This window comes from Nocardia sp. NPDC004711 (assembly GCF_053601595.1).
The window spans coordinates 160,533-179,338 of sequence record NZ_JBSGCB010000005.1 but is presented as its reverse complement, the minus strand read 5'-3'; the positions used below and the strand labels follow the sequence as shown (position 1 = coordinate 179,338).

Below are 18,806 nucleotides of genomic sequence, written 5' to 3'. Positions count from 1 at the left end.
TCATGAACGACGTTTTGCGCGCCCCCGCCGAGGTCAAGTACGCCGAAGAACTGGATTGGCTGGAGTCCATCGACGACGGCCCCAAGCCGTTCGCGTGGCGGCTGAGCCCGAAGATGGTGCGGCTGTTCATACTCGGGTCCGAACGCGCCGACGGACTGGACCGCCAGGTGGAGCAGAAGTGGTTCGGTGACCGCAGTTTCGTCGAGCGCAGCATTGTCACGCTGGCCTCGGACCGGGGTCTGCTGCTCATCGGCGATCCGGGTACCGGCAAGAGCTGGCTGGCCGAGCTGCTGTCGGCGGCCATCAGCCGCAATTCCACGCTGGTGGTGCAGGGCACCGCCGGCACCACCGAGGACCACATCAAGTACTCGTGGAACATCTCCATGGTCATCGCCAAGGGTCAATCGCGGGAGTCGATGATCCCGTCCCCGATCATGACCGCCATGGAGCAGGGCGTGATCGGCCGCTTCGAGGAGCTCACCCGGTCCACCAGCGATGTGCAGGATGCGCTGATCTCCATCCTGTCGGAGAAGTACGTCTCGATCCCCGAGCTCGATGACGACAATGTGGTGTTCGCGCAGCCGGGCTTCTCCATCATCGCCACCGCCAACAGCCGCGACCGCGGCGTGAACGACCTGTCCTCGGCACTCAAGCGGCGCTTCAACTTCGTGCGAATTCCGGTGGTGTCCAACAAGAAGAGCGAGGCGGAGATCGTGCGCTTCCGCACCGCGGAACTGCTGCGTCGCCACTCCATCGAGCTGGAACTGCCGCCCACGCTGCTGGACATCCTGCTGGAGAGCTTCGCCGATCTGCGCGCCGCCGCGGCGGCCGCCACCAGCGACGACGACAAGCTGGAGTCGGCGCTGTCCACCGCCGAGCAGATCGGCGTACTCGAGGACGCCATCCTGCACAGCCAGTTCTTCGGTGCGAAGGAACTGCGCGCGGAGACCCTCGCCGGTTCGCTGGTCGGGTCGCTGGCCCGGCGCACGCCCGAGGACCTGGCCATTCTCAACAAGTACCTGCACGGTGTCGTCGAGCCGCGCACCAAGGACAAGAAGGGCGATGCCGCCTGGGGCGAATTCCTCGAGGGCGGCCGGGCAGCGATCGCGAGGCTGTCGTGAGCGAGCTTGCGAGCGAACCATCGATACAGCGCGCCCACGCGCACGGCGGAACCGAGCGCCAGCGAGGTGGAGCCGTGAGCGTGCCCGACACCCGGCCCGCGCCGAATACCTTTGCCGCGCTGCGGGATCAGCTGGCGGACGCGGCCGTCGCGTTCGCCGGCGCACCCGGGGCGGCGGGCGACATCCTGGCGGGCATCGTCGACGATGTCGACCGGGCGCTGTCGGAGCGGCTGGAGATCTTCCCGGTCTGCCACCACTCGCCCGCCTCCGGTCTGGCCATGGTGCGACGGCTGCGCGAGAAGCAGCCGAGCGTCATCTACCTGGAATTGTGCGAGGACATGCGGCCGCTGCTGGACGAGCTGCGCAACTGCCGCCTGCCGATTGCGCTGCAGGCCTTCGCCACCGAGATCGAGGGCTTCCCCGCGGAATGGGCGCCGCTGTCGGTGGTCGCGCCGATCACCGAATCGTCGGCCGAGTACCAGGCCATCGCCTACGCGCTCGATACGCCGGGCGTCGAACTGGTGCTGGTGGATCGGTCCACCGATCACGTCTTCCAGTGGGCTCCCGAGGCGAAGCAGTCCGAGACACCCGCCGACAGCGAGCAGGCCGAGGACGACGGCCTGCACGGCGGCGCGGTCGGCCTCGAAATCGGTGATCTGCGACCGCGTTTCGCCGAACTGGAAGAACACCTGCTGCACCACGGCAAGGTCCGGCACTGGTCGGAATGGTGGGACCAGTACGTCGAGCAGCCCCTCGTGGACGCCGACTACGACACCTACCGTCAGGTCATGGTGATGATCGGCAGCCTGTTCCGCCGGCTGCGGCGCGGCAGCACCGTCGAGGACGAGGACCGCGAACGGTACATGTGGACCCGCATGCGGGAACACTTGGCCGCCAACGAGATCGATCCGGCGCAGGCGTTGTACGTGTGCGGCGCGGCCCATGCGGCCAGCCCCGTCGAACAGTTCGGACTGGCTGCGTCGGAGCCGTTCGAGATCTCGCCGCGCTCGGCCACGAAATGGCACTACGGGCTGATCCCGTCCAGCCACTCCGCCATCGAGGCGCAGTTCGGGCTGGCCGGCGGCGCGGTGTCGATCGCGGCGGCCACCTGGGCGAAGGGCTTGCGGCGCGGCAAATTGCAGTCGTTCCAGCTGGAAGGCCAGCAGGGAGCGAAGAAGCGCGTCAAGCAGCCGCCACTTCCGGCGGAAGCGGAAGCCGAAGTGACGGACCGGCTTTCGGGCTTCCTGTCCCGGCCACCGATCCTGGACCCGCTCGACGAGGCCGAGCTCCTGGAGTGGTCGGTGGATATCGTCCGGCTGGCCCGGCGCAACGGCTACCTGGCCAGCACCGCCGACGCCATCGCCATCTTCGAGACCTCGATCCTGCTGGCGGGCTTGCGCAATCGTGCCCGTCCGACGCCGTACGACTTCCAGGACGCGGCCGTCACCTGCCTCGAGAAGGACCGGGTACCGGGGCGGCGGGATGTGCGGCGACTGTGCGAGATCCTGCTCGGCGGCGACCGCATCGGCCAGGTCGGGTACGCGGCGCTGCCGCCGCTGGCCCGCGATGTGCTCGACCGGCTGGCACCGCTGGGACTGGATCTGTCCAAGCGGACGCTGCAACGCGCGCTGCTGGACCTGAAGGCGAATCCGGACCTGCGGCCGTGCTCGGATCTGCTGTGGCTGCTGCGCAGGCTGCTGCCGCAGGACGCGCTGCGGCCCATCATGGGCTCGCGCGGACTGGGTGAGACCTCGATCCAGGAGAGCTGGGACATCGGGCTCGGCAAACACCAGCGCTCACTGGTGGAGCTCGGGTACGAGGGCGTGTCGGTGGAGCAGGTGCTGGAGCAGCGCCTGCGGCGCGCGGTCGCCGCGCCGGACGCGACCGCGGCCGTGGCGCTGGGCGCGGTCGAGGACGCGCTGGTGTATCTGGGCTCGGTCCGGCTCGCCGACGAGCTGGGCCGGCGCGCGGTCGAACTCCTCGCCGCCGAACGGACAGTGGACGACGCGCCCGTCGTGCTGCGGCGGATCCGGGTGCTGCTCAACTACTTCCGCTCCACCGAGGACGGCCTACCGGCGTGGTGCGAACGGTTCGTGACAGCCGGGTACGCGCACTACTGCACCCTGCTGCCCACCGCCTTCGCCGCCGAGGAGACCGGGCCGGCGCAGGTGGCGGCCATGCTGGGCTTCCTGTTCGGGATGGAGAACCTGGCGCTGTCACTGGGCTGCGATCACACCCAGCTGGAACTGGCGGTGCTGCAATCACATCCGGAGGCGCCGGCCAAGGTGGCCCTGCTGTGGGCGGCGCGGTTCCAGCTCGGCCTGCTGACCATGGCCGAGCTGCGCGCGCGGTGCGACGGGATGCTGGCCAATCCGCTGGTGCTGCCGACGGTTCCGCAGTACGTGAGCGGCTTCGTGCAGGCCATCGACCCGGCTCCGGCACTGAAACCCTTTGTGGTGGAGCTGTTGTCGAAGGCCTTCGGCACGCTGCCGGACACGGTACTGCTGCCCTGGCTGCCGAAGTTGATCACCACCCTGAAGGATCAGGCGGGCGATCTGATCCCGGGCCTGGTCCGGGAAGCGGGCCGTACCTTCCCCGGCGCGCTGCCCGCCGTGGACGCCTTCGTCCCGCCCTGGTCGGCCGAATTCACCACGGCCGCACCGCCGGTGGCCGCCGCACCGCGCGGGCCGGTCACCGAACTGCTGGCCGCCCACCCCGCCGCGTGTGACGCACTCAGCGGACTGCTCGGCATCGAGGGCGGCTGGCAGGAGGCCGGCCCGGCCGGAAACCACGAGGTAGCCGGCCTGCTCGAGCGATTCCCCGGCACCGCTGCGGGATTGGCCGCGCTACTCGGCGTGCCGGCCGCGCGGAGCTGACGCGGGTCCGGCCGGCTCGTCCTTCCGACGGTCGGCCGGCCGGACGGTCATTCGGACCGTGCATTGCTGGTAGGCGGGCCGCACAGCACAATTCATACGGTTCGGTCTCGAATTCGGGAGCGCCTCGCGATCGGGCGCGAGAACACGTTACAGTCCGCCCGTGAAATATCTTGTGGGATGCGCAATGGCCCTGTCGTTCGCGGCGGGTTCACCGGTGGCGCAGGCGGATTCCGCACCGACCTGTACCGACACCCCGAACGCCTACACCGCCGGCTGGCAGACCGGCTGGGCCACGTACCAGGCCGAGCAGAAGAGTCCGTCGTCCGGCACGTCGTCGCGGACGGTCGATCTGCCGATCACCATCAATGCGCCGATCGCCAAGGTATGGACGGTGTACTCGAACCTGCGCAACGACATCGGGCGGCATCCGTTCCTGAAGGACATCATCGTGCATCGCACCTGCACCGACGGCGCCACCGAGACCATCGATTTCACCGCGCTGGAGAACATCCCGATGGGCTCGGTCGACTACCCCGCGAAAACCCAGGCCGAACAGCGCCTCTACCCGGTCGATCACTACTACCTCACCGACAGCTACGACTCGCCCGGCGTCATCACCCATCAGAAGGTCACCTTCGTCGACAACGGCAACGGCACCACCTCGGTGAACGAGCACCTCACCTTCATCGCCAACCCGCTGCTCATCAACTTCACCGTCGACAACGGCGTCTCATCCCACCAGGCGTACCAGGCGGCGCTGAAACGCGACATCGAAAACGGCACCCTCTGAATGTGGAAAGGCCCGGTCCTGATGGACCGTGCCTTTCTCGTTTCACACGTCAGGAAAGGGCTGTCGCCCTGTCGGCGGCGGGGAGCAGGTCCAGGGCTATGTCGACGATCAGGTCCTCCTGTCCGCCGACCAGTCCGCGGCGTCCCACCTCGAGCAGGATCGTGCGCACGTCGATGCCGTAGCGCCGCGACGCCGTTTCGGCATGGCGCAGGAAGGACGAGTAGACCCCGGCGTACCCGAGGGTGAGGGTTTCGCGGTCTACCCGCACCGGACGATCCTGCAGCGGCCGCACCAGGTCGTCGGCGGCGTCTTGCAGAGCGAACAGATCGCAGTTGTGCTTCCAGCCGGCCAGGTCGGCGACCGCGACGAAGGGTTCGATCGGGCAGTTGCCCGCCCCCGCGCCGTGTCCGGCGAGCGAGGCATCGACCCGGGTGACGCCTTCTTCGACCGCCACCACCGAATTGGCCACCGAGAGCGAGAGGTTCTCGTGCGCGTGAATGCCGATCTCGGTACCCGGATCGAGCGCCTGACGGTAGGCGCGAACCCGGTCACGGACACCGTTCATGGTCAGCCGGCCACCGGAATCGGTGACGTAAACGCACTGCGCCCCATACGATTCCATCATTTTCGCCTGTTCGGCGAGGCGAGCCGGTTCGGCCATGTGCGACATCATCAGGAATCCGGAGACGTCCATGCCGAGTTCCCGTGCGGTGGCGATGTGCTGGGCCGACACATCGGCTTCGGTGCAGTGGGTGGCCACGCGCACCGACCGGACGCCCAGCCGGTAGGCCTGCTTCAGTTCTTCGATGGTGCCGATGCCGGGCAGCAGCAGCGTGGTCAGCCGAGCGTTCGTGAGATTGGCGGCGGCGGCCTCGATCCATTCCCAGTCGGTGTTGCTCCCCGGCCCGTAGTTCAAGCTGCCGCCGGCGAGACCGTCGCCGTGGGCGACTTCGATACCGTCGACACCCGCCGCGTCGAGCGCGGCCACGATCCGGCCGACGTCGCCGGGCGTGATGCGATGGCGCACCGCGTGCATGCCGTCGCGGAGTGTGACGTCCTGGATGAACAGCCGGGTGGTCATCGGAGCGCTTCCTGTTCTGCCGGGGCGGCGGTGATCGTGTCGGCGATGGATTCGGCGTAGCGCACCGCCGCCGAGGTCATGATGTCGAGGTTGCCGGCGTATGCCGGGAGATAGTGGGCGGCTCCTTCGACTTCCAGGAAGACCGACACCTGATGCGTGGGCGCGGCCGCCGTGTCCGGGCCGAGCAGGGTGCGCACCGGTTGATCCTGCGGCACGGCGCTGATCTGAACTCGCTGCTTGAGGCGGTAGCCGGGCACGTAGGTGGCCACCTGCGCGACCATCTGCTCCACCGATTCGCGAATCGCCCGGTGCGTGCCGGCATCGGGCGCTGTGATCAGGCACAGCACCGTATCGCGCATGATCAGCGGCGGGTCCGCGGGATTGAGGATGATGATGGCCTTGCCGCGCTGGGCGCCACCGACCGTTTCGATCGCGTGCGCGGTGGTCTCGGTGAACTCGTCGATATTGGCGCGGGTACCCGGCCCCGCGGACTTCGAGGCGATGGACGCGACGATCTCGGCGTAGGCGACGGGTGCGACGCGGGAGACGGCGGCGACGATCGGGATGGTGGCCTGCCCGCCGCAGGTGACCATGTTGACGTTGGGCGCGTGGCGATGTTCGTCGAGGTTCACCGCCGGTACGACGAACGGGCCGAGCGCGGCCGGCGTCAGATCGATCAGGCGTTTGCCGAGCGGTTCGAGTACCGCGGCGTGGGCGGCGTGGGCTTTGGCGGAGGTCGCGTCGAAGACCACGTCGATCTCGTCGAAGTTCGGCAGTTTCAGCAGACCCTCGACGCCGTCGGCCGTGGTCGGGATGCCGAACCGGCGGGCGCGGGCGAGTCCGTCGGATTCCGGGTCGATGCCGACCATCGCACCCATCGTCAGCACGTCCGAGTGCCGGATCACCTTGATCATGAGATCGGTGCCGATGTTGCCCGACCCGATCACCGCGACCTGCAGCCCGGCGGGTTTGTCGTTCATGGTTCTCACTCCTGGACGAAGTTCGCGGTCACCGAGCCGAGTCCGGTGATGTCCGCGGTGACGGTGGCGGGGCCCTGAATCGGGGCCATGGGTCCGAGCGCTCCGGAGAGCACGATCTGCCCGGCGCGCAATGGCCGGCCGAACTCGCGGGTGGTCCGTGCCAGCCAGGCCAGGGCGTGCAGCGGGTCGCCGAGGCAGGCGGCGCCGGTTCCGGTCGACACGGGGACACCGTCGATCGCCATCCGCATCTGCACCGAAACGGGGTCGAAGGCATCGAGGGTGCGGCGTTCGGAGCCGAGGACGAACAGGCCGCTGGAGGCGTTGTCGGCGACGGTGTCGCCGAAGGTGATGTCCCAGCCCGCGATGCGGCTGTCGACGATCTCGAGCGCGGCCACCGCGTAGCCGACCGCGCCGCGAACCTGCTCGTCGTCGAGCGAGCCGTCCACCAGATCCTGTGCGAGCACAAACGCGACTTCGGCTTCGACCTTCGGTTGCAGCAGCCGGCTCAGCGGCACGGGCGTGTCCTGCCGGTAGCGCATGTCGTCGAACAACACTCCGAAATCCGGTTGATCGACGCCGAGCTGCCGCTGCACGGCCGGGGAGGTCAGGCCGATCTTGCGGCCGACGACCTGGGCGCCTGCCGCGATGCGCTCGGCGGTCAGCAGTTCCTGCACCGCATATGCCGCGGCCACGTCGTCGGCACCGATCAGATCGCGAACCGGCGCGCACGGGGTGCCGGAGCGGGCAGCCGCGCCGAGCATGTCGGCGGCGATCACGGCGGTGTCCGCGTCCGCGGAGCGTCGGTCAAGGCTTGGAGGTAGTGGCATCGGAAACCCCGGATTCGTGACGAAGGCTGGAGCAGCGATCTCACTGTCGCCGCAGGCAGGACGCACCCGCCAGCATTCCGTTCCACTGAGCCGAACGCGCGCCGGATAGAGTGGGCTGGGCCCGCAGGGTTGGAGGTCGACGATGTCATCTGCAGTTGCCGGTCGAGTGGTGGACGGTTCGACCGTTCTGGGCAAGACCATGGCGGTCCTCGAGGCGTTCGCGATCGACGACTCCCCGTTGAGCCTCGCCGAACTCGCGCGGCGGACCCGCATTCCGAAAGGCACCCTGCACCGCGTGCTGTCGGACATGGTGACGGTGCGGCTCCTGGACCGGACCGAGGCCGGATATCGGCTCGGCGGGCATCTGTTCGAGCTGGGAATGCGCGCGTCGGTCGAGCGGAGTTTGCTCGAGGTGGCGATTCCCTTCCTCGAGGAGCTGAACGCGCGCATTCACGAGACCGTGCATCTGGGCGTCCTCGACGGCACGGATGTCGTGTACCTGACGAAGATCGGCGGACGCCGGCAGGCCAGCGCTCCGTCCCGGATCGGAGGCCGCATGCCGGTGCACTGCACCGCCATCGGCAAGGTGTTGCTGGCCAATGCCGATGCGGCGCTCCGGGATCAGGTACTGGCAGGGCCGCTGCGTCGCTACACTCCGCGGACGCTGGTCCAGCCGGGCACACTGCGCAAACAGCTCGATCGGATCGCGGCCGACGGCGTGGCCTTCGAATTCGAGGAGTCGGCCCCCGGCCTGGTGTGCGTGTCCGCGCCGATCCGCGACGCGGACCAAGTGGTGGCGGCGATCAGTGTGGCGGGCCCGTCCCACCGGTTCCATCCGGATGCCCACGCGGCATCGGTCCGCGCGGCCGCCGAGGGAATCGGCCTCACCCTCACCCGGCGGGCCCGGCTGTTGCGCACGCCCACCGCGCTCCCCGGCAGCTGATCCGCGGTCAGGCGATCGAGCCCAGGCGATTCGAGACGCCGTCGCGAGCCCGGCGGCCCGCACCGACCGGGCGGGAACCCTCCAGGAATTCGCTGCCGAGCAGGCGATGCCGCAGCGATCGCGTGTCCTGATTGGGATCGATTTCGAACTGCTCCCGCAGACGTTGCGCACACAGCGCGTACCACTGTTCCGCCTGCTGCAGCTCCCCGCGCCGGGCGTGGATCGTCATCAGCCGGCGAAAAGCCGCCTCGTTCGCCGTATCGATGGCCAGCGTGCGGCGGCACGCGTCGGCGGCGTCGGCGAGTTCTCCTGCCTCGAGCGCGTATTCGGCCAGCGTGTGCAACGCGCTCAGGATCATCGAACGCAGCCAGTGCCGGTGTTCGATCACCCAACTGTCGGATTCGCCGTCGAGAAACTCGCCCGAGTAGAGTGCGGCGGCCCGTCGATACAGGTCCAGCGCTTCCTCCCGCAGGCCCCGCGCGGCGGCCTCACGCGCGGCCGCCGTATACCGCTCGAATTCCTGGCAATCGACGATCACATCGTCACTCACGTCCATGATGTAGCCGAAATCCCGGAACTCGATCTGCAGGTCGCGCCGTTCGGTTCCGAAGTGGGTATCCAACGTTCTGCGCAGGGCGTGCACCGTAACCTTCAACGACGTACTGGGCCCATCGATGTCCGGCCACAACAACTCTCGTAGCCGATCCTTGCCCACGACGCTGTTGCGGTTCACGAGCAGCACTCCGAACAGTGATCGAGCCTTGCTCGCACGCCACCGGACACAATCCGCACCGGAGACCGAAATAGCGAACTCGCCCATCAGTTTGACATGGATCACCCGTTCACCAGATGCTCTCAATGAAACTCCTTGCGTCATGGGCGAACCGCAGAAATATTCAAATCTATTTCGCCACAATCCATCTCGCATCCCATTTCCGCTGGCGGCAATGTTCGCACGGCCAACTTGCCTGCGCAAGTGGATGTTTCGCAAATTGGCCCCATCCGCGAGACTTCTTCGCGCGACCCACGAAACAGTAATGTTTCCTTCACGCCGCTACCTGGCTGATCGGACGAAAAGTCATGTTCCGCTCATGTTTTGCGGCCGCGCCGAGTCGTCTGCGATCATGGTCGCGTGTCCGAGCTGGGGCGCCTACGACGCGCACCTGTGCAGTCGCGCAGCAGGGAACGTGTCGAGCGCATCCTGGACGCGGCGCGGGAACTCGTGGACGAGCACGGCGTGGACGCCGTGACGACCCGCGTGATCGCCGAGCGCGCCGGCGTGCCGATCGCGACGCTCTACCAGTTCTTCGCCAATCGGGAGGCGGTGTTCCGCCAGCTACTCGACCGCGACCTGGACCGGATCGACCGGCGGGTCGCGGCGGAGATCGAAACGCTTCGCGCGGACAGCATCCCGCACGCGATCGACCTGTTCGCCGCCGTGCATCGCACCCACTTCCTGCGGCATCTCGCATTCGTCGCGCTCTATTTCGCCTACGGCGACAGCGACGTGGTCCACGTCCATCAGCGCCGTTGCGCGCACTCGTTCGGCCACCTGCTGCTGAAATCCGGGGTGATGCCCGCACACACCGACCCCCGGGTGTTCGGGGTCGCGATCGCGATCGCCGAGGGCACCATCGAACACGCCTACCGGGACGCTCCCCGCAACGAGTGGGTGGTCAGCCAGGGCCGGCTGGTACTGCGGCTCTATCTCGAAAGCCACTGCGGCTGAGCCCCGATCACGCCCGCTGACTCCTAACCCGGTCCTAACCGCCCCTGGTTAGCGTCGCGCCATGTCCAGTTACCGCACGAGCAGCGGCCGGCCGAAAAGCGGGCGTCGCTCAGATAGTTACTGCGTGTTTGGTTTTCCTCGAGGACTGCTCGAGCCGGGATTCACATACTCGGGGCGAGAACAGCGACGTTCGGGATTTGTCTCGCAGTAGCCGTGGCTACCAGCAGGATTCGGAAGACAACATGAACGCCAGTGTGATCGCCATGTTTCCCGGCCAGGGTTCCCAGCGCGAGGGCATGGCCGCCCACCTGATCCGGGAACACCCCGGCACGGCGGGGGTGGTATTCGAGCGCGCCGACGAGGTGCTGGGCCTGCCCCTGGGCAAGCTGTGCACCGAGGGTGACGCGGAACAGTTGCGGGCCACCGAGATCGCGCAACCCGCGATCCTGGCCACCTCCTTCGCAATCTTCGAGGTGCTGCGCGCCGCGGGCTTCTCCCCCGACATGGTGACCGGGCACAGCCTCGGCGAGTTCACCGCGCTGGTCGCGGCCGGGGTGCTGGACCTCGCCGACGCGCTGACCCTGGTGCGGCGCCGGGGCGAGCTGATGGCGGAAATCGCCGCGGCGATACCGGGCGCCATGACGGCCGTGTCCGGGGTGCCCGCGGCGCGGATCGAGGAGATCTGCGCGGGAGTGGCCGGCGTGGTCGAACTCGCCAACTACAACGCCCCCGATCAGTCGGTCATCTCCGGCACGGCGGAGGCGGTGGACGCCGCCGTGGAGTTACTGCGCGAGGAAGGCGCGGGCTCCTTGGTCGCGCTGCGGGTCGCAGCGCCGTTCCATTGCTCGCTCATGGCCGCGCTGGAGGAGCGGTTCGCGGCCGACCTGCATCGCACCGAATTCCGCGACCCCGCCATCGATGTCATCAGTTCCGTTACCGCGCAGCCGATTTCGAGTGGCAATGACGCCCGCGACCTACTACGCCGGCAGCTCACCGCTCCCGTCCGCTGGATCGAGGTGATCGGCACCGCCGCCGATCTCGGCTGCACCGACTACCTCGAGATCGGTCCCGGACGCGTGCTGTCCGGGCTCGCCAACCGCATGCTGAACGCGGCCACCGTGCGCAGCACCCAGGACGCCCGCCGCATCGCCGCGGCCATCGCCGCCTACGCCTGATCCGCCGAATCCGACCGATTTCCCGGCCGATCCCCACCCCTGTGGCGTCCCGCGCCCCAGGGGACCCAACGGTGTCCCCACCACGAAGGAAGAGATAACCATGCCCGAAACCAGCACCGATTTCGCTCCCGCCGTCATCGACGCGATCGCCGACGCCCTGGGCATCGACCAGTCCGAGGTGACCCTCGACGCCACCCTCATCGACGAGCTGGGCGCGGAATCCATCGACCTGCTCGACATCCTGTTCCGCATCCACCGCGACACCGGCGTGAAGATCGCCGTCGCCGATGTCCAGGAGCTGCTGCAGGGCGGCATCCCCGACGACGAGTTCGGTGACGAGAACGAGATCGTCTCCGACATCGGCCTCGCACACCTGGAAAAGGTGCTGCCGCAGTTCGATCGGACCAAGCTGAACGGCCCGCTGCGCGGTGAGCAGGTGCTCGGCCTGGTCACCGTGCGCAATCTGGTGGACCTGGTCGCCCAGCGCGCCGCCGCCGGTCCGGCCGACGCCGAGGCTGTCGCCTGATGTCCGGCGACTTCGCCGGCCGGGTCGCGCTGGTCACCGGCGCGTCCCGGGGCATCGGGCGGGCCGTGGCCCTGACCCTGGCCGGTCGCGGCGCGGCCGTGGCCGTCAACTACCGCTCCCACAAGGACGAGGCCCTCGAGGTGGTCGCCGAGATCGAGGGCTCCGGCGGGCGGGCGGTCGCCATCGGGGCCGATGTCGCGGACGGCGGCGCGGCCCGCGATCTGGTGGAGCAGACGCGAGAACAGTTGGGCGGCTTGCACATTCTGGTCAACAACGCGGGCATCACCCGCGACGGCCTGCTGCACGACATGGATCCCGAGGTGTGGTGGGAGGTCATCCGGGTGAACCTGGGTGGCGCGTTCAACTGCACCCATGCCGCGGCCGGGCACCTTATGGCCCAGGGCGAGGGCTCGATCGTGAACGTGTCGTCGATCATGGGCGAGAAGGGGCTCACCGGGCAGTCCAACTACTCCACCTCCAAGGGCGCGATGAACGCCTTCACGCTGGCCTGCGCGGTGGAGATGGCCCGGTTCGGGGTCCGGGTGAATGCCGTTCTGGGCGGGGTGATCCCGACCGATCTGATCGGCGATCTGCTGCAGCGCGACGGCGGACGCGGGCGCACCCATGTCCCCATGCGCCGGTACGGGACCGTCGAGCAGGTCGCCGAGGCGGTGGCCTTTCTTGCGAGTCCGGCCGCCGACTACGTCACCGGCGAATTGCTGCGCGTGGACGGCGGACTGGCGGTGCAGCTCAGCAATGGCCGCCTGGTCTCCCGCTGAATCGGAAAAGGAGTGACTGCCATGCGATTTCATCTCATCGACCGCATCGAGTCCTGGGAACCGTTGCAGCACATCACCGCTCGCAAACTCACCTCGGTCTACGAGAACGTCTGGCAGCCCTCCGCCGCCGGCCCGGTGCTGCCCTTCGGCCTGGCGCTGGAGGCGCTGTGCCAGGCCGGCGCCTGGCTGGTACTGCTGAGTTCGGCGCACACCCGCCGGGCCGCGCTGCTCACCGTGGGCGAGGTGACCGTGTACCGCGACGCGGTGCCCGGTGACGTGCTGCGCATGACCGCACAGGTGGTGCACGCGACGCCGGAGGCGGCGGTGGTGGACGGCTGGATCGAGGTGGACGGCGAGCGAATCATGTTCGCCCGCAACATCATGTGCGCCCTCATCGAGGCCGATCGGCTCGACGATCCGGTCGACACCGAACGGATGGCGCGCCAGCTGCTCGGCGAGGAGCTGGTCTGATGAGTGCCACGAACGCGGCGGGACTGCGGCGGGTGGCCGTGACGGGCGTGGGAGCGGTCACCCCCCTGGGCGTCGACGCGCCGACCACCTGGGCCGGAATGGTGGCGGGCCGCAATGCCATCGGGACATTGACCACCTTCGACTGCACCACCTTCCCGGTCCGGATCGCCGGGCTGGTGCCCGACTCCTTCGATCCGGCCACCGCTGTCCCGGCAGCCGCCGACCGGCGCTGGGTGTCACGACCGGGGTTGTTCGGGCTCGCCGCGACCGGCGAGGCCCTGCGGTCGGCGGGTCTGGACCCGCTCACCGAGACCCGCTACGCGCCGTCGGATCGCGGTGTCGCCATGGGCGCGAGCGTGGGCCGCCCGGATCTGAACCTGGTGCTGAAGGTATCCGAATTGCGTTCTCGCACCGGGCAATCCGACGCCTTCGTGCGGCCCTCGCCGTCGGCGACCCTGACCGGGAATCAGAACCTGGCGCTCAATGCCATGGTGCGGCTGATCGGCGCGACCGGGCCCATGGTGGGCATCCACACCGCCTGCGCCGGCTCCGGGCACGCCCTCGGCGAGGCATTCCGGCTGATCCAGGAGGGCGATGCCCGCATGATGGTGGCGGGCGGTTACGACTCGCTCACCACCTGGGCCGACATTCTCGGATTCGGTCTGCTGGGCGCGATGACCGACCGCTACAACGACAATCCCGCCAAGGCGTCCCGGCCCTTCGACGCCGACCGCAGCGGGTTCGTCATCGGCGAGGGCGCCGTGGCCTTCGTCCTGGAGGATCTCGAGTCCGCGCTGGATCGCGGTGCCCCGATCCTGGGCGAGTTGCTCGGGTACGGGTCCACCATGAACGCCTGGCGCATCACCGACTCGCCACCGGACGGCTCGGGCGCGATCGAGGCCATGGAGTCCGCGCTCGGCGAATCCGGCTTGGGCACAGCCGATATCGACTACATCGCCGCGCACGGCACCAGCACGCCGGGCAATGACGTCTCCGAGACCCGGGCGATCAAGAAGGTCTTCGGCGACGACGCGCACCGGCTGGTGGTGTCCTCCCCCAAATCCATGACCGGGCATCTCACCGCCGCCGCCGCGGCGCTCAATCTGCTGGCGGCGCTGGGCGCGCTCCGGGATTCGGTGGTGCCGCCCACCCTGAATCTGGATACCCCGGACCGGGCACTGGATCTCGACTACGTCCCCCATCGCGCGCGCTCCATGCCGGTGCGCGCGGCCATGATCAATGCCCTCGCGTTCGGCGGTTCCAATACCTGCCTCGTGGTGGGCACACCCCAGGAGCTGCCATGACCGCGTCCTACACCGTGCCCACCGCACTCCCGACGCCCGCCGAAGTCCCGGCCGCGGGTATCGGCACCCCGGGATTCGATCGAATCCTGGAGGTGAGTCCCGGAATTCGCGCCGAGGCCCTGCTGAACGTGACCGGCACCCTGCCGTTCTTCGACACCCATTTCCCGCGCCGGCCCATCCTGCCCGGCGTGCTGCTGACCGAGAGCATGATCGCGCTGGCCGTGCTCGCGGCCGGCGATCCGCTGCTGCGGCTGCGGGCCGCGGAGGGGCTGCGCTTCCGGCGCTTCGTGACGCCCGGTGACCAGGTGCGCATCACCGTCGAAACGGCCGGTGCCGGCCCGGATCCCGCCGAATCGCGGTGGAAGGCCACCGCTCGCGTGGGCGAGGCCACCGTCGCGGCCGTCCGCACCCTGCGCCTGGTCCGCGGGCCCGTCGCGGAAGCGAATGGGAGCACCGCGGAAGCGAATGGGAGCACCGCGAACGGGCGTACCGCCGAGGCGAAGTCGTGAACGCGCGGCGCGTCGTGATCACCGGGATCGGTCTGGTCACGGCGCTCGGCGAAGGAGCGGACGACACCTGGTCGGCGATCGTGGCCGGGCGCACCGCCATCGGCCCCCTGTGCGCCTACGATCCGTCGCCGCTGCGCACCCGGCTCGGCGCGGAGATCCCCGACTTCGACCCCAGCCGGTTCCTGTCGCTGCGCTCCATGCGCACCTCCACCCGCGGCGACCAGTACGGCGTCGCGGCGGCCACCCTCGCGCTGCGGGACGCGGGACTCGAGGATCGCGACCTCGGCCACCGCACCGGCCTGTATCTCGGTGGGAACAAGGACATCTGCCAGCGCGACGACTCGATCGCCGATATGGAGGCCATCCGCGGCGCGGACGGCGGACCGGACATGCGGCGGCTCGGGGAGCTGGCCCGCTCGATCGTGCCGCCCCTGGCGTACGTGGAGGGTTTGCAGAACGGCGGGACCTACCACATCTCGTCGCTGTTCGGCCTGCGCGGACCCAATGCCTTCTATGCGGGCGCGGCGGATTCCGGGGCGACCGCGATCGGGCGGGCCATGCGGGCGATCCGCCGGGGCGAGGCCGATATCGCGGTGGCGGGCGGGTACGACGACGCCACCAACTGGTGGGCCATGGCCAAACTGGACGGGCTCGGGGTGCTCTCGCCGCGCAACGACCTGGGCGACACGGCTTTTCGCCCCTTCGATAGGGAGCACAGCGGTTCGGTCATCGGTGACGGCGCGGCGATCCTGATCCTCGAAGAGCGTGATCGGGCACTGCGACGCGGCGCGCGCTGTTATGCCGAGCTCGCGGGCTACGGCATCGGCAACGACTGTGTGCGCGTACCCGCCTCCGACCGGGACGGACGGGGACTGGCCCGCGCCATCTCGGCGGCCCTGTCCGACGCCGGAGCGCCGGCGGTGGACGCCGTGTTCTCCCACGGCTGCGCCACCGCGCTCGGCGATACCAGTGAGGTGCGCGCCCTGCGCACCGCCCTCGGTCCCGAAGCCCACGGCGCCGCGGTGACCAGCGTCAAACCACAGACCGGTCACCTGGTGGGCGGAGCCGGTGCGCTCAATGCCGCACTCGCGGGACTGGCCCTGGACTCCGGCGTCGTGCCCGCCACCGGCAACCACGAAACACCCGCGCCCGGCTGCGATCTCGACATCGTGTCCGGCGCCGCGCGCCAGGCGAATCCGCGGGTCGCGCTGGCCCTGGCCCGTGGCTTGGAGGGCCAGGCCGTGGCGCTCACCCTCACCGCATCGAACTGACCGACAGGAACTTCGGCCATGCACGAAACCCCTCATCCCGCGCCGCACCGGCGCATCGTGATCACCTCGCTCGGCGCGATCACCGCGCACGGCGTCGGCGCGGAGGAACTGTGGCAGCGGGTGCGCGGCGGCGAGGTGGCCATCCGGCCGCTGCGCGAGCTCGCGGTGCCCGGACTCGCCGGGGCCATCGGCGGCGAGATCCTCGACCCGCCGCGCCCCAAATACGACTACCTCACGCCGCTGGGTCTCACCGACCCGGAACCCGCCGTCGACTACGCGCTCATCGCGGCGGAGGAGGCCATGGCGGGCGCGGGTCTGGGCGTGCTCGAGGACGGCGCGCCACCACGACCGGACGCCCTGCCCGCGCACCGGTGGGGGGTGGCGTTCGGCAGCTGCAACAGCGGAATCCGCAGTGCCGAGAAGGCGGTGCGCCGCGCGGTCGCCGCCGGCCGGTCCGTCGACGCGGACGGGCTCGGTCTCGGTGACGACCGGCATCTGCTGCTGGTGCCGCCACAGTTCTGCGCGGAGGCGCTCAGCGCGGCGTTCGGGCTGAAAGGTCCTGTGCTGTCGGTGAATACCGCGTGCGCGTCCAGCGCTCACGCGCTGGCGCACGCGGTCGAACAGATCCGCGCGGGCCGGGCCGACGCCATGCTGGTGGGCGGCAGCGACGCGCTCACCGAGATGGCCTACTACGGATTCACCAGCGTCGAATCGCTGTCCACGCGCCCGGCCCGGCCGTATTCCCGTGATCGCGACGGGCTTTCGCTCGGCGCGGGCGCGGGCATGATGGTGCTGGCGGCCGCCGAGGTGGCGCTGGCGGCCGGTGCGCCGATCATCGCCGAGGTGCTCGGCTACGGCATGTCGGCCGACGGCTACCACGCCACGGCCCCGCATCCGCAGGGCGCGGGCGCGGCCCGGGCGATTCGCGCGGCCATCGACACCGCCGGTCTCGCGCCCGAGGACGTGCCCTACATCAACGGCCACGGCACCGGCACGCCGAAAAATGATGCGGCGGAGAGCAATGCGGTGCGGGCCGCACTGGGCGAGGCCGCGTCGACGGTGGTGCTCAGCAGCACCAAGTCCATGATCGGCCATCTGCTGGGTGCGGCCGGGGCGGTCGAGGCCATCGTGACCATCCTCGGGCTGCGCGATGAAATGGTCCCGCCGACAGCCGGTTTCGCCGAGACGGACCCGGCCTGCGGCCTGGACCCGGCACCCGAGGCGCGGGCGCTGCCCATGCGGGTCGCGGCGTCGAACAACTTCGCGTTCGCCGGAGCCAATGCCTGTGTGGTGTACGGCCGGCCCGGTACCGCCCGCACCGATCTCGACCCCGTCGCCGCCGACGAGGTCGTCGTCACCGGGATCGGCGTGCTGATCGGCGGGGCATCCGATGTCGATCAACTCTGGGACGCCTGGACCGGTGACACCGTGCCTACGGAGGCGCACCAGGGATTACGGCTCGTCCGCGTCGGCACCGACCCGGGTGCCGACATACCGGCCAAGGCCCGCCGGCGCATGGACCGCCTCGGGCAGCTGGCGGTCGCGACCAGTCAGCAGGCGCTCGCCGCGGCCGGACTCACCGCCCACGAGGGCGTGGGTGTGGTCGTCGGCACCGGCATCGGGCCGATGAGCAGCATTTCCCGATTCTTCGAACCGACCGTGCTCGGCGGACCCGCCCAGGGCAGCCCCGCCATCTTCCCCAATACCGTCTTCAATGCCGCCGCCGGGCAGGTGGCCATGGCCCTGGGGGCCAAGGGCCCGACCTCCACCCTGACCTCGGGCCACGCCGCCGGGGCCGCCGCCCTCGGGACCGCGTTCGACCTGCTGCGCGCCGGACGCGCGGACGCCGTGCTGTGCACGGGCGCGGACGAGCTGTCCCCCTACGCCCTCGACGCGTACCGGGGCGCGGGGCTTTTCACCGGCCGGCACGGCCGGGGCTTCCGGCTCGCCGAGGGCAGCGTCACCCTGCTGCTGGAGCGGGCCTCGGCGGCGCGGCAGCGGGGCGCCACCCCGATCGCGGTGCTCGCCGGGTACGCGACCACCTCCGATGCCCTGGGCATCGCCCGGTGGGATCCGCGCGGGCGCGGGATGGAACGGGCCATGCGCGACGCCCTGGCCGCGGCCGGGGTATCCCCCGCCGATCTCTCCGCCGTCTGGACCGCCGCGGCGGGCCTGCCCGTGGTGGACGGCCCGGAGCGGCGTGCCATCGACCGGCTCGGTCTCAGCGCGAATTGCGCCCGGCCCGAACCGAAGCGGGTCCTGGGCGATCCCATCGGCGCGGGCGCGCAACTGGCCGCCGCGCTGGCCATCACCGCCTGGCAGCGCGGCGGCGACCACGGCCCGGTGCTGGTCAACGGCTCCTCGCTGGGCGGCACCCACACCAGTTTCGTGCTGCGGCATCCCGCCGCGGTCATCCACTCGTGA

General features: G+C 69.6%; 17 protein-coding genes. 13 read left to right on the top strand and 4 right to left on the bottom strand.

From position 1 onward, the window contains the following. Positions 1-2 precede the first annotated feature (2 nt). The 3 genes from ACWEKS_RS06715 (at position 3) to ACWEKS_RS06705 (ending at position 4,787) form a co-directional block, all read left to right on the top strand. Positions 3-1,121, top strand: a complete 1,119-nt coding sequence (locus tag ACWEKS_RS06715) for an ATP-binding protein (RefSeq protein WP_452339176.1) — start codon at positions 3-5, stop codon at positions 1,119-1,121. Between the two features lie 74 nt (positions 1,122-1,195). Next, positions 1,196-3,997, top strand: a complete 2,802-nt coding sequence (locus tag ACWEKS_RS06710; protein WP_452339175.1) for a DUF5682 family protein — start codon at positions 1,196-1,198, stop codon at positions 3,995-3,997. 160 nt (positions 3,998-4,157) lie between these two features. After that, positions 4,158-4,787: a hypothetical protein gene (locus ACWEKS_RS06705; protein WP_452339174.1), complete on the top strand. Its 630-nt coding sequence runs from the start codon at positions 4,158-4,160 to the stop codon at positions 4,785-4,787. Between the two features lie 49 nt (positions 4,788-4,836). On the opposite strand, the gene dmpG is transcribed toward ACWEKS_RS06705, so the two are convergent. Genes dmpG through ACWEKS_RS06690 form a run of 3 tightly spaced genes read right to left on the bottom strand, consistent with a single transcriptional unit; the run spans position 4,837 to position 7,675 of the window. Further along, the gene (dmpG, locus tag ACWEKS_RS06700; RefSeq protein WP_452339173.1) at positions 4,837-5,868 is read right to left on the bottom strand and encodes a 4-hydroxy-2-oxovalerate aldolase; all 1,032 of its coding nucleotides are present in this window, start codon (positions 5,866-5,868) and stop codon (positions 4,837-4,839) included. After that, positions 5,865-6,848: an acetaldehyde dehydrogenase (acetylating) gene (locus ACWEKS_RS06695; protein ID WP_452339172.1), complete on the bottom strand. Its 984-nt coding sequence runs from the start codon at positions 6,846-6,848 to the stop codon at positions 5,865-5,867. The genes dmpG and ACWEKS_RS06695 overlap by 4 nt, the downstream gene beginning before the upstream one ends. Positions 6,849-6,853: 5 nt before the next feature. Next, on the bottom strand, positions 6,854-7,675 hold the full coding sequence (locus ACWEKS_RS06690; RefSeq protein ID WP_452339171.1) for a 2-keto-4-pentenoate hydratase: 822 nt from the start codon (positions 7,673-7,675) through the stop codon (positions 6,854-6,856). 142 nt (positions 7,676-7,817) lie between these two features. Here ACWEKS_RS06690 and ACWEKS_RS06685 point away from each other — a divergent pair, with 142 nt between their 5' ends. Then, positions 7,818-8,618: an IclR family transcriptional regulator gene (locus ACWEKS_RS06685; RefSeq protein WP_452339170.1), complete on the top strand. Its 801-nt coding sequence runs from the start codon at positions 7,818-7,820 to the stop codon at positions 8,616-8,618. 7 nt (positions 8,619-8,625) lie between these two features. On the opposite strand, the gene ACWEKS_RS06680 is transcribed toward ACWEKS_RS06685, so the two are convergent. After that, positions 8,626-9,609 carry an AfsR/SARP family transcriptional regulator gene (locus tag ACWEKS_RS06680; RefSeq protein ID WP_452339169.1) on the bottom strand — a complete coding sequence of 328 codons (984 nt, stop codon included), beginning with the start codon at positions 9,607-9,609 and terminating at the stop codon, positions 8,626-8,628. Between the two features lie 141 nt (positions 9,610-9,750). Here ACWEKS_RS06680 and ACWEKS_RS06675 point away from each other — a divergent pair, with 141 nt between their 5' ends. From ACWEKS_RS06675 to ACWEKS_RS06635, 9 genes are all read left to right on the top strand, one after another. Beyond that, complete coding sequence (locus ACWEKS_RS06675) at positions 9,751-10,347, top strand: TetR/AcrR family transcriptional regulator (RefSeq protein ID WP_452339168.1); 597 nt, start codon at positions 9,751-9,753, stop codon at positions 10,345-10,347. Between the two features lie 242 nt (positions 10,348-10,589). Further along, positions 10,590-11,522, top strand: a complete 933-nt coding sequence (fabD, locus tag ACWEKS_RS06670; RefSeq protein ID WP_452339167.1) for an ACP S-malonyltransferase — start codon at positions 10,590-10,592, stop codon at positions 11,520-11,522. Positions 11,523-11,622: 100 nt separating this feature from the next. Further along, the gene (locus tag ACWEKS_RS06665; RefSeq protein WP_354840754.1) at positions 11,623-12,048 is read left to right on the top strand and encodes an acyl carrier protein; all 426 of its coding nucleotides are present in this window, start codon (positions 11,623-11,625) and stop codon (positions 12,046-12,048) included. Next, the gene (locus ACWEKS_RS06660) at positions 12,048-12,827 is read left to right on the top strand and encodes an SDR family NAD(P)-dependent oxidoreductase (protein ID WP_452339166.1); all 780 of its coding nucleotides are present in this window, start codon (positions 12,048-12,050) and stop codon (positions 12,825-12,827) included. The genes ACWEKS_RS06665 and ACWEKS_RS06660 overlap by 1 nt, the downstream gene beginning before the upstream one ends. 21 nt (positions 12,828-12,848) lie before the next feature. Continuing rightward, positions 12,849-13,298, top strand: coding sequence for a 3-hydroxyacyl-ACP dehydratase FabZ family protein (locus tag ACWEKS_RS06655; RefSeq protein WP_452339165.1), 450 nt, complete (start codon positions 12,849-12,851; stop codon positions 13,296-13,298). Continuing rightward, on the top strand, positions 13,298-14,602 hold the full coding sequence (locus ACWEKS_RS06650; protein ID WP_452339164.1) for a beta-ketoacyl-[acyl-carrier-protein] synthase family protein: 1,305 nt from the start codon (positions 13,298-13,300) through the stop codon (positions 14,600-14,602). The genes ACWEKS_RS06655 and ACWEKS_RS06650 overlap by 1 nt, the downstream gene beginning before the upstream one ends. Beyond that, the gene (locus tag ACWEKS_RS06645; protein ID WP_452339163.1) at positions 14,599-15,111 is read left to right on the top strand and encodes a 3-hydroxyacyl-ACP dehydratase FabZ family protein; all 513 of its coding nucleotides are present in this window, start codon (positions 14,599-14,601) and stop codon (positions 15,109-15,111) included. The genes ACWEKS_RS06650 and ACWEKS_RS06645 overlap by 4 nt, the downstream gene beginning before the upstream one ends. Next, positions 15,108-16,382 (top strand): beta-ketoacyl-[acyl-carrier-protein] synthase family protein, encoded by a 1,275-nt coding sequence (locus tag ACWEKS_RS06640; RefSeq protein WP_452339162.1) that lies wholly within the window; start codon positions 15,108-15,110, stop codon positions 16,380-16,382. Before ACWEKS_RS06645 ends, ACWEKS_RS06640 begins: the two co-directional genes overlap by 4 nt. 18 nt (positions 16,383-16,400) lie before the next feature. After that, positions 16,401-18,806, top strand: coding sequence for a beta-ketoacyl synthase N-terminal-like domain-containing protein (locus tag ACWEKS_RS06635; protein WP_452339161.1), 2,406 nt, complete (start codon positions 16,401-16,403; stop codon positions 18,804-18,806).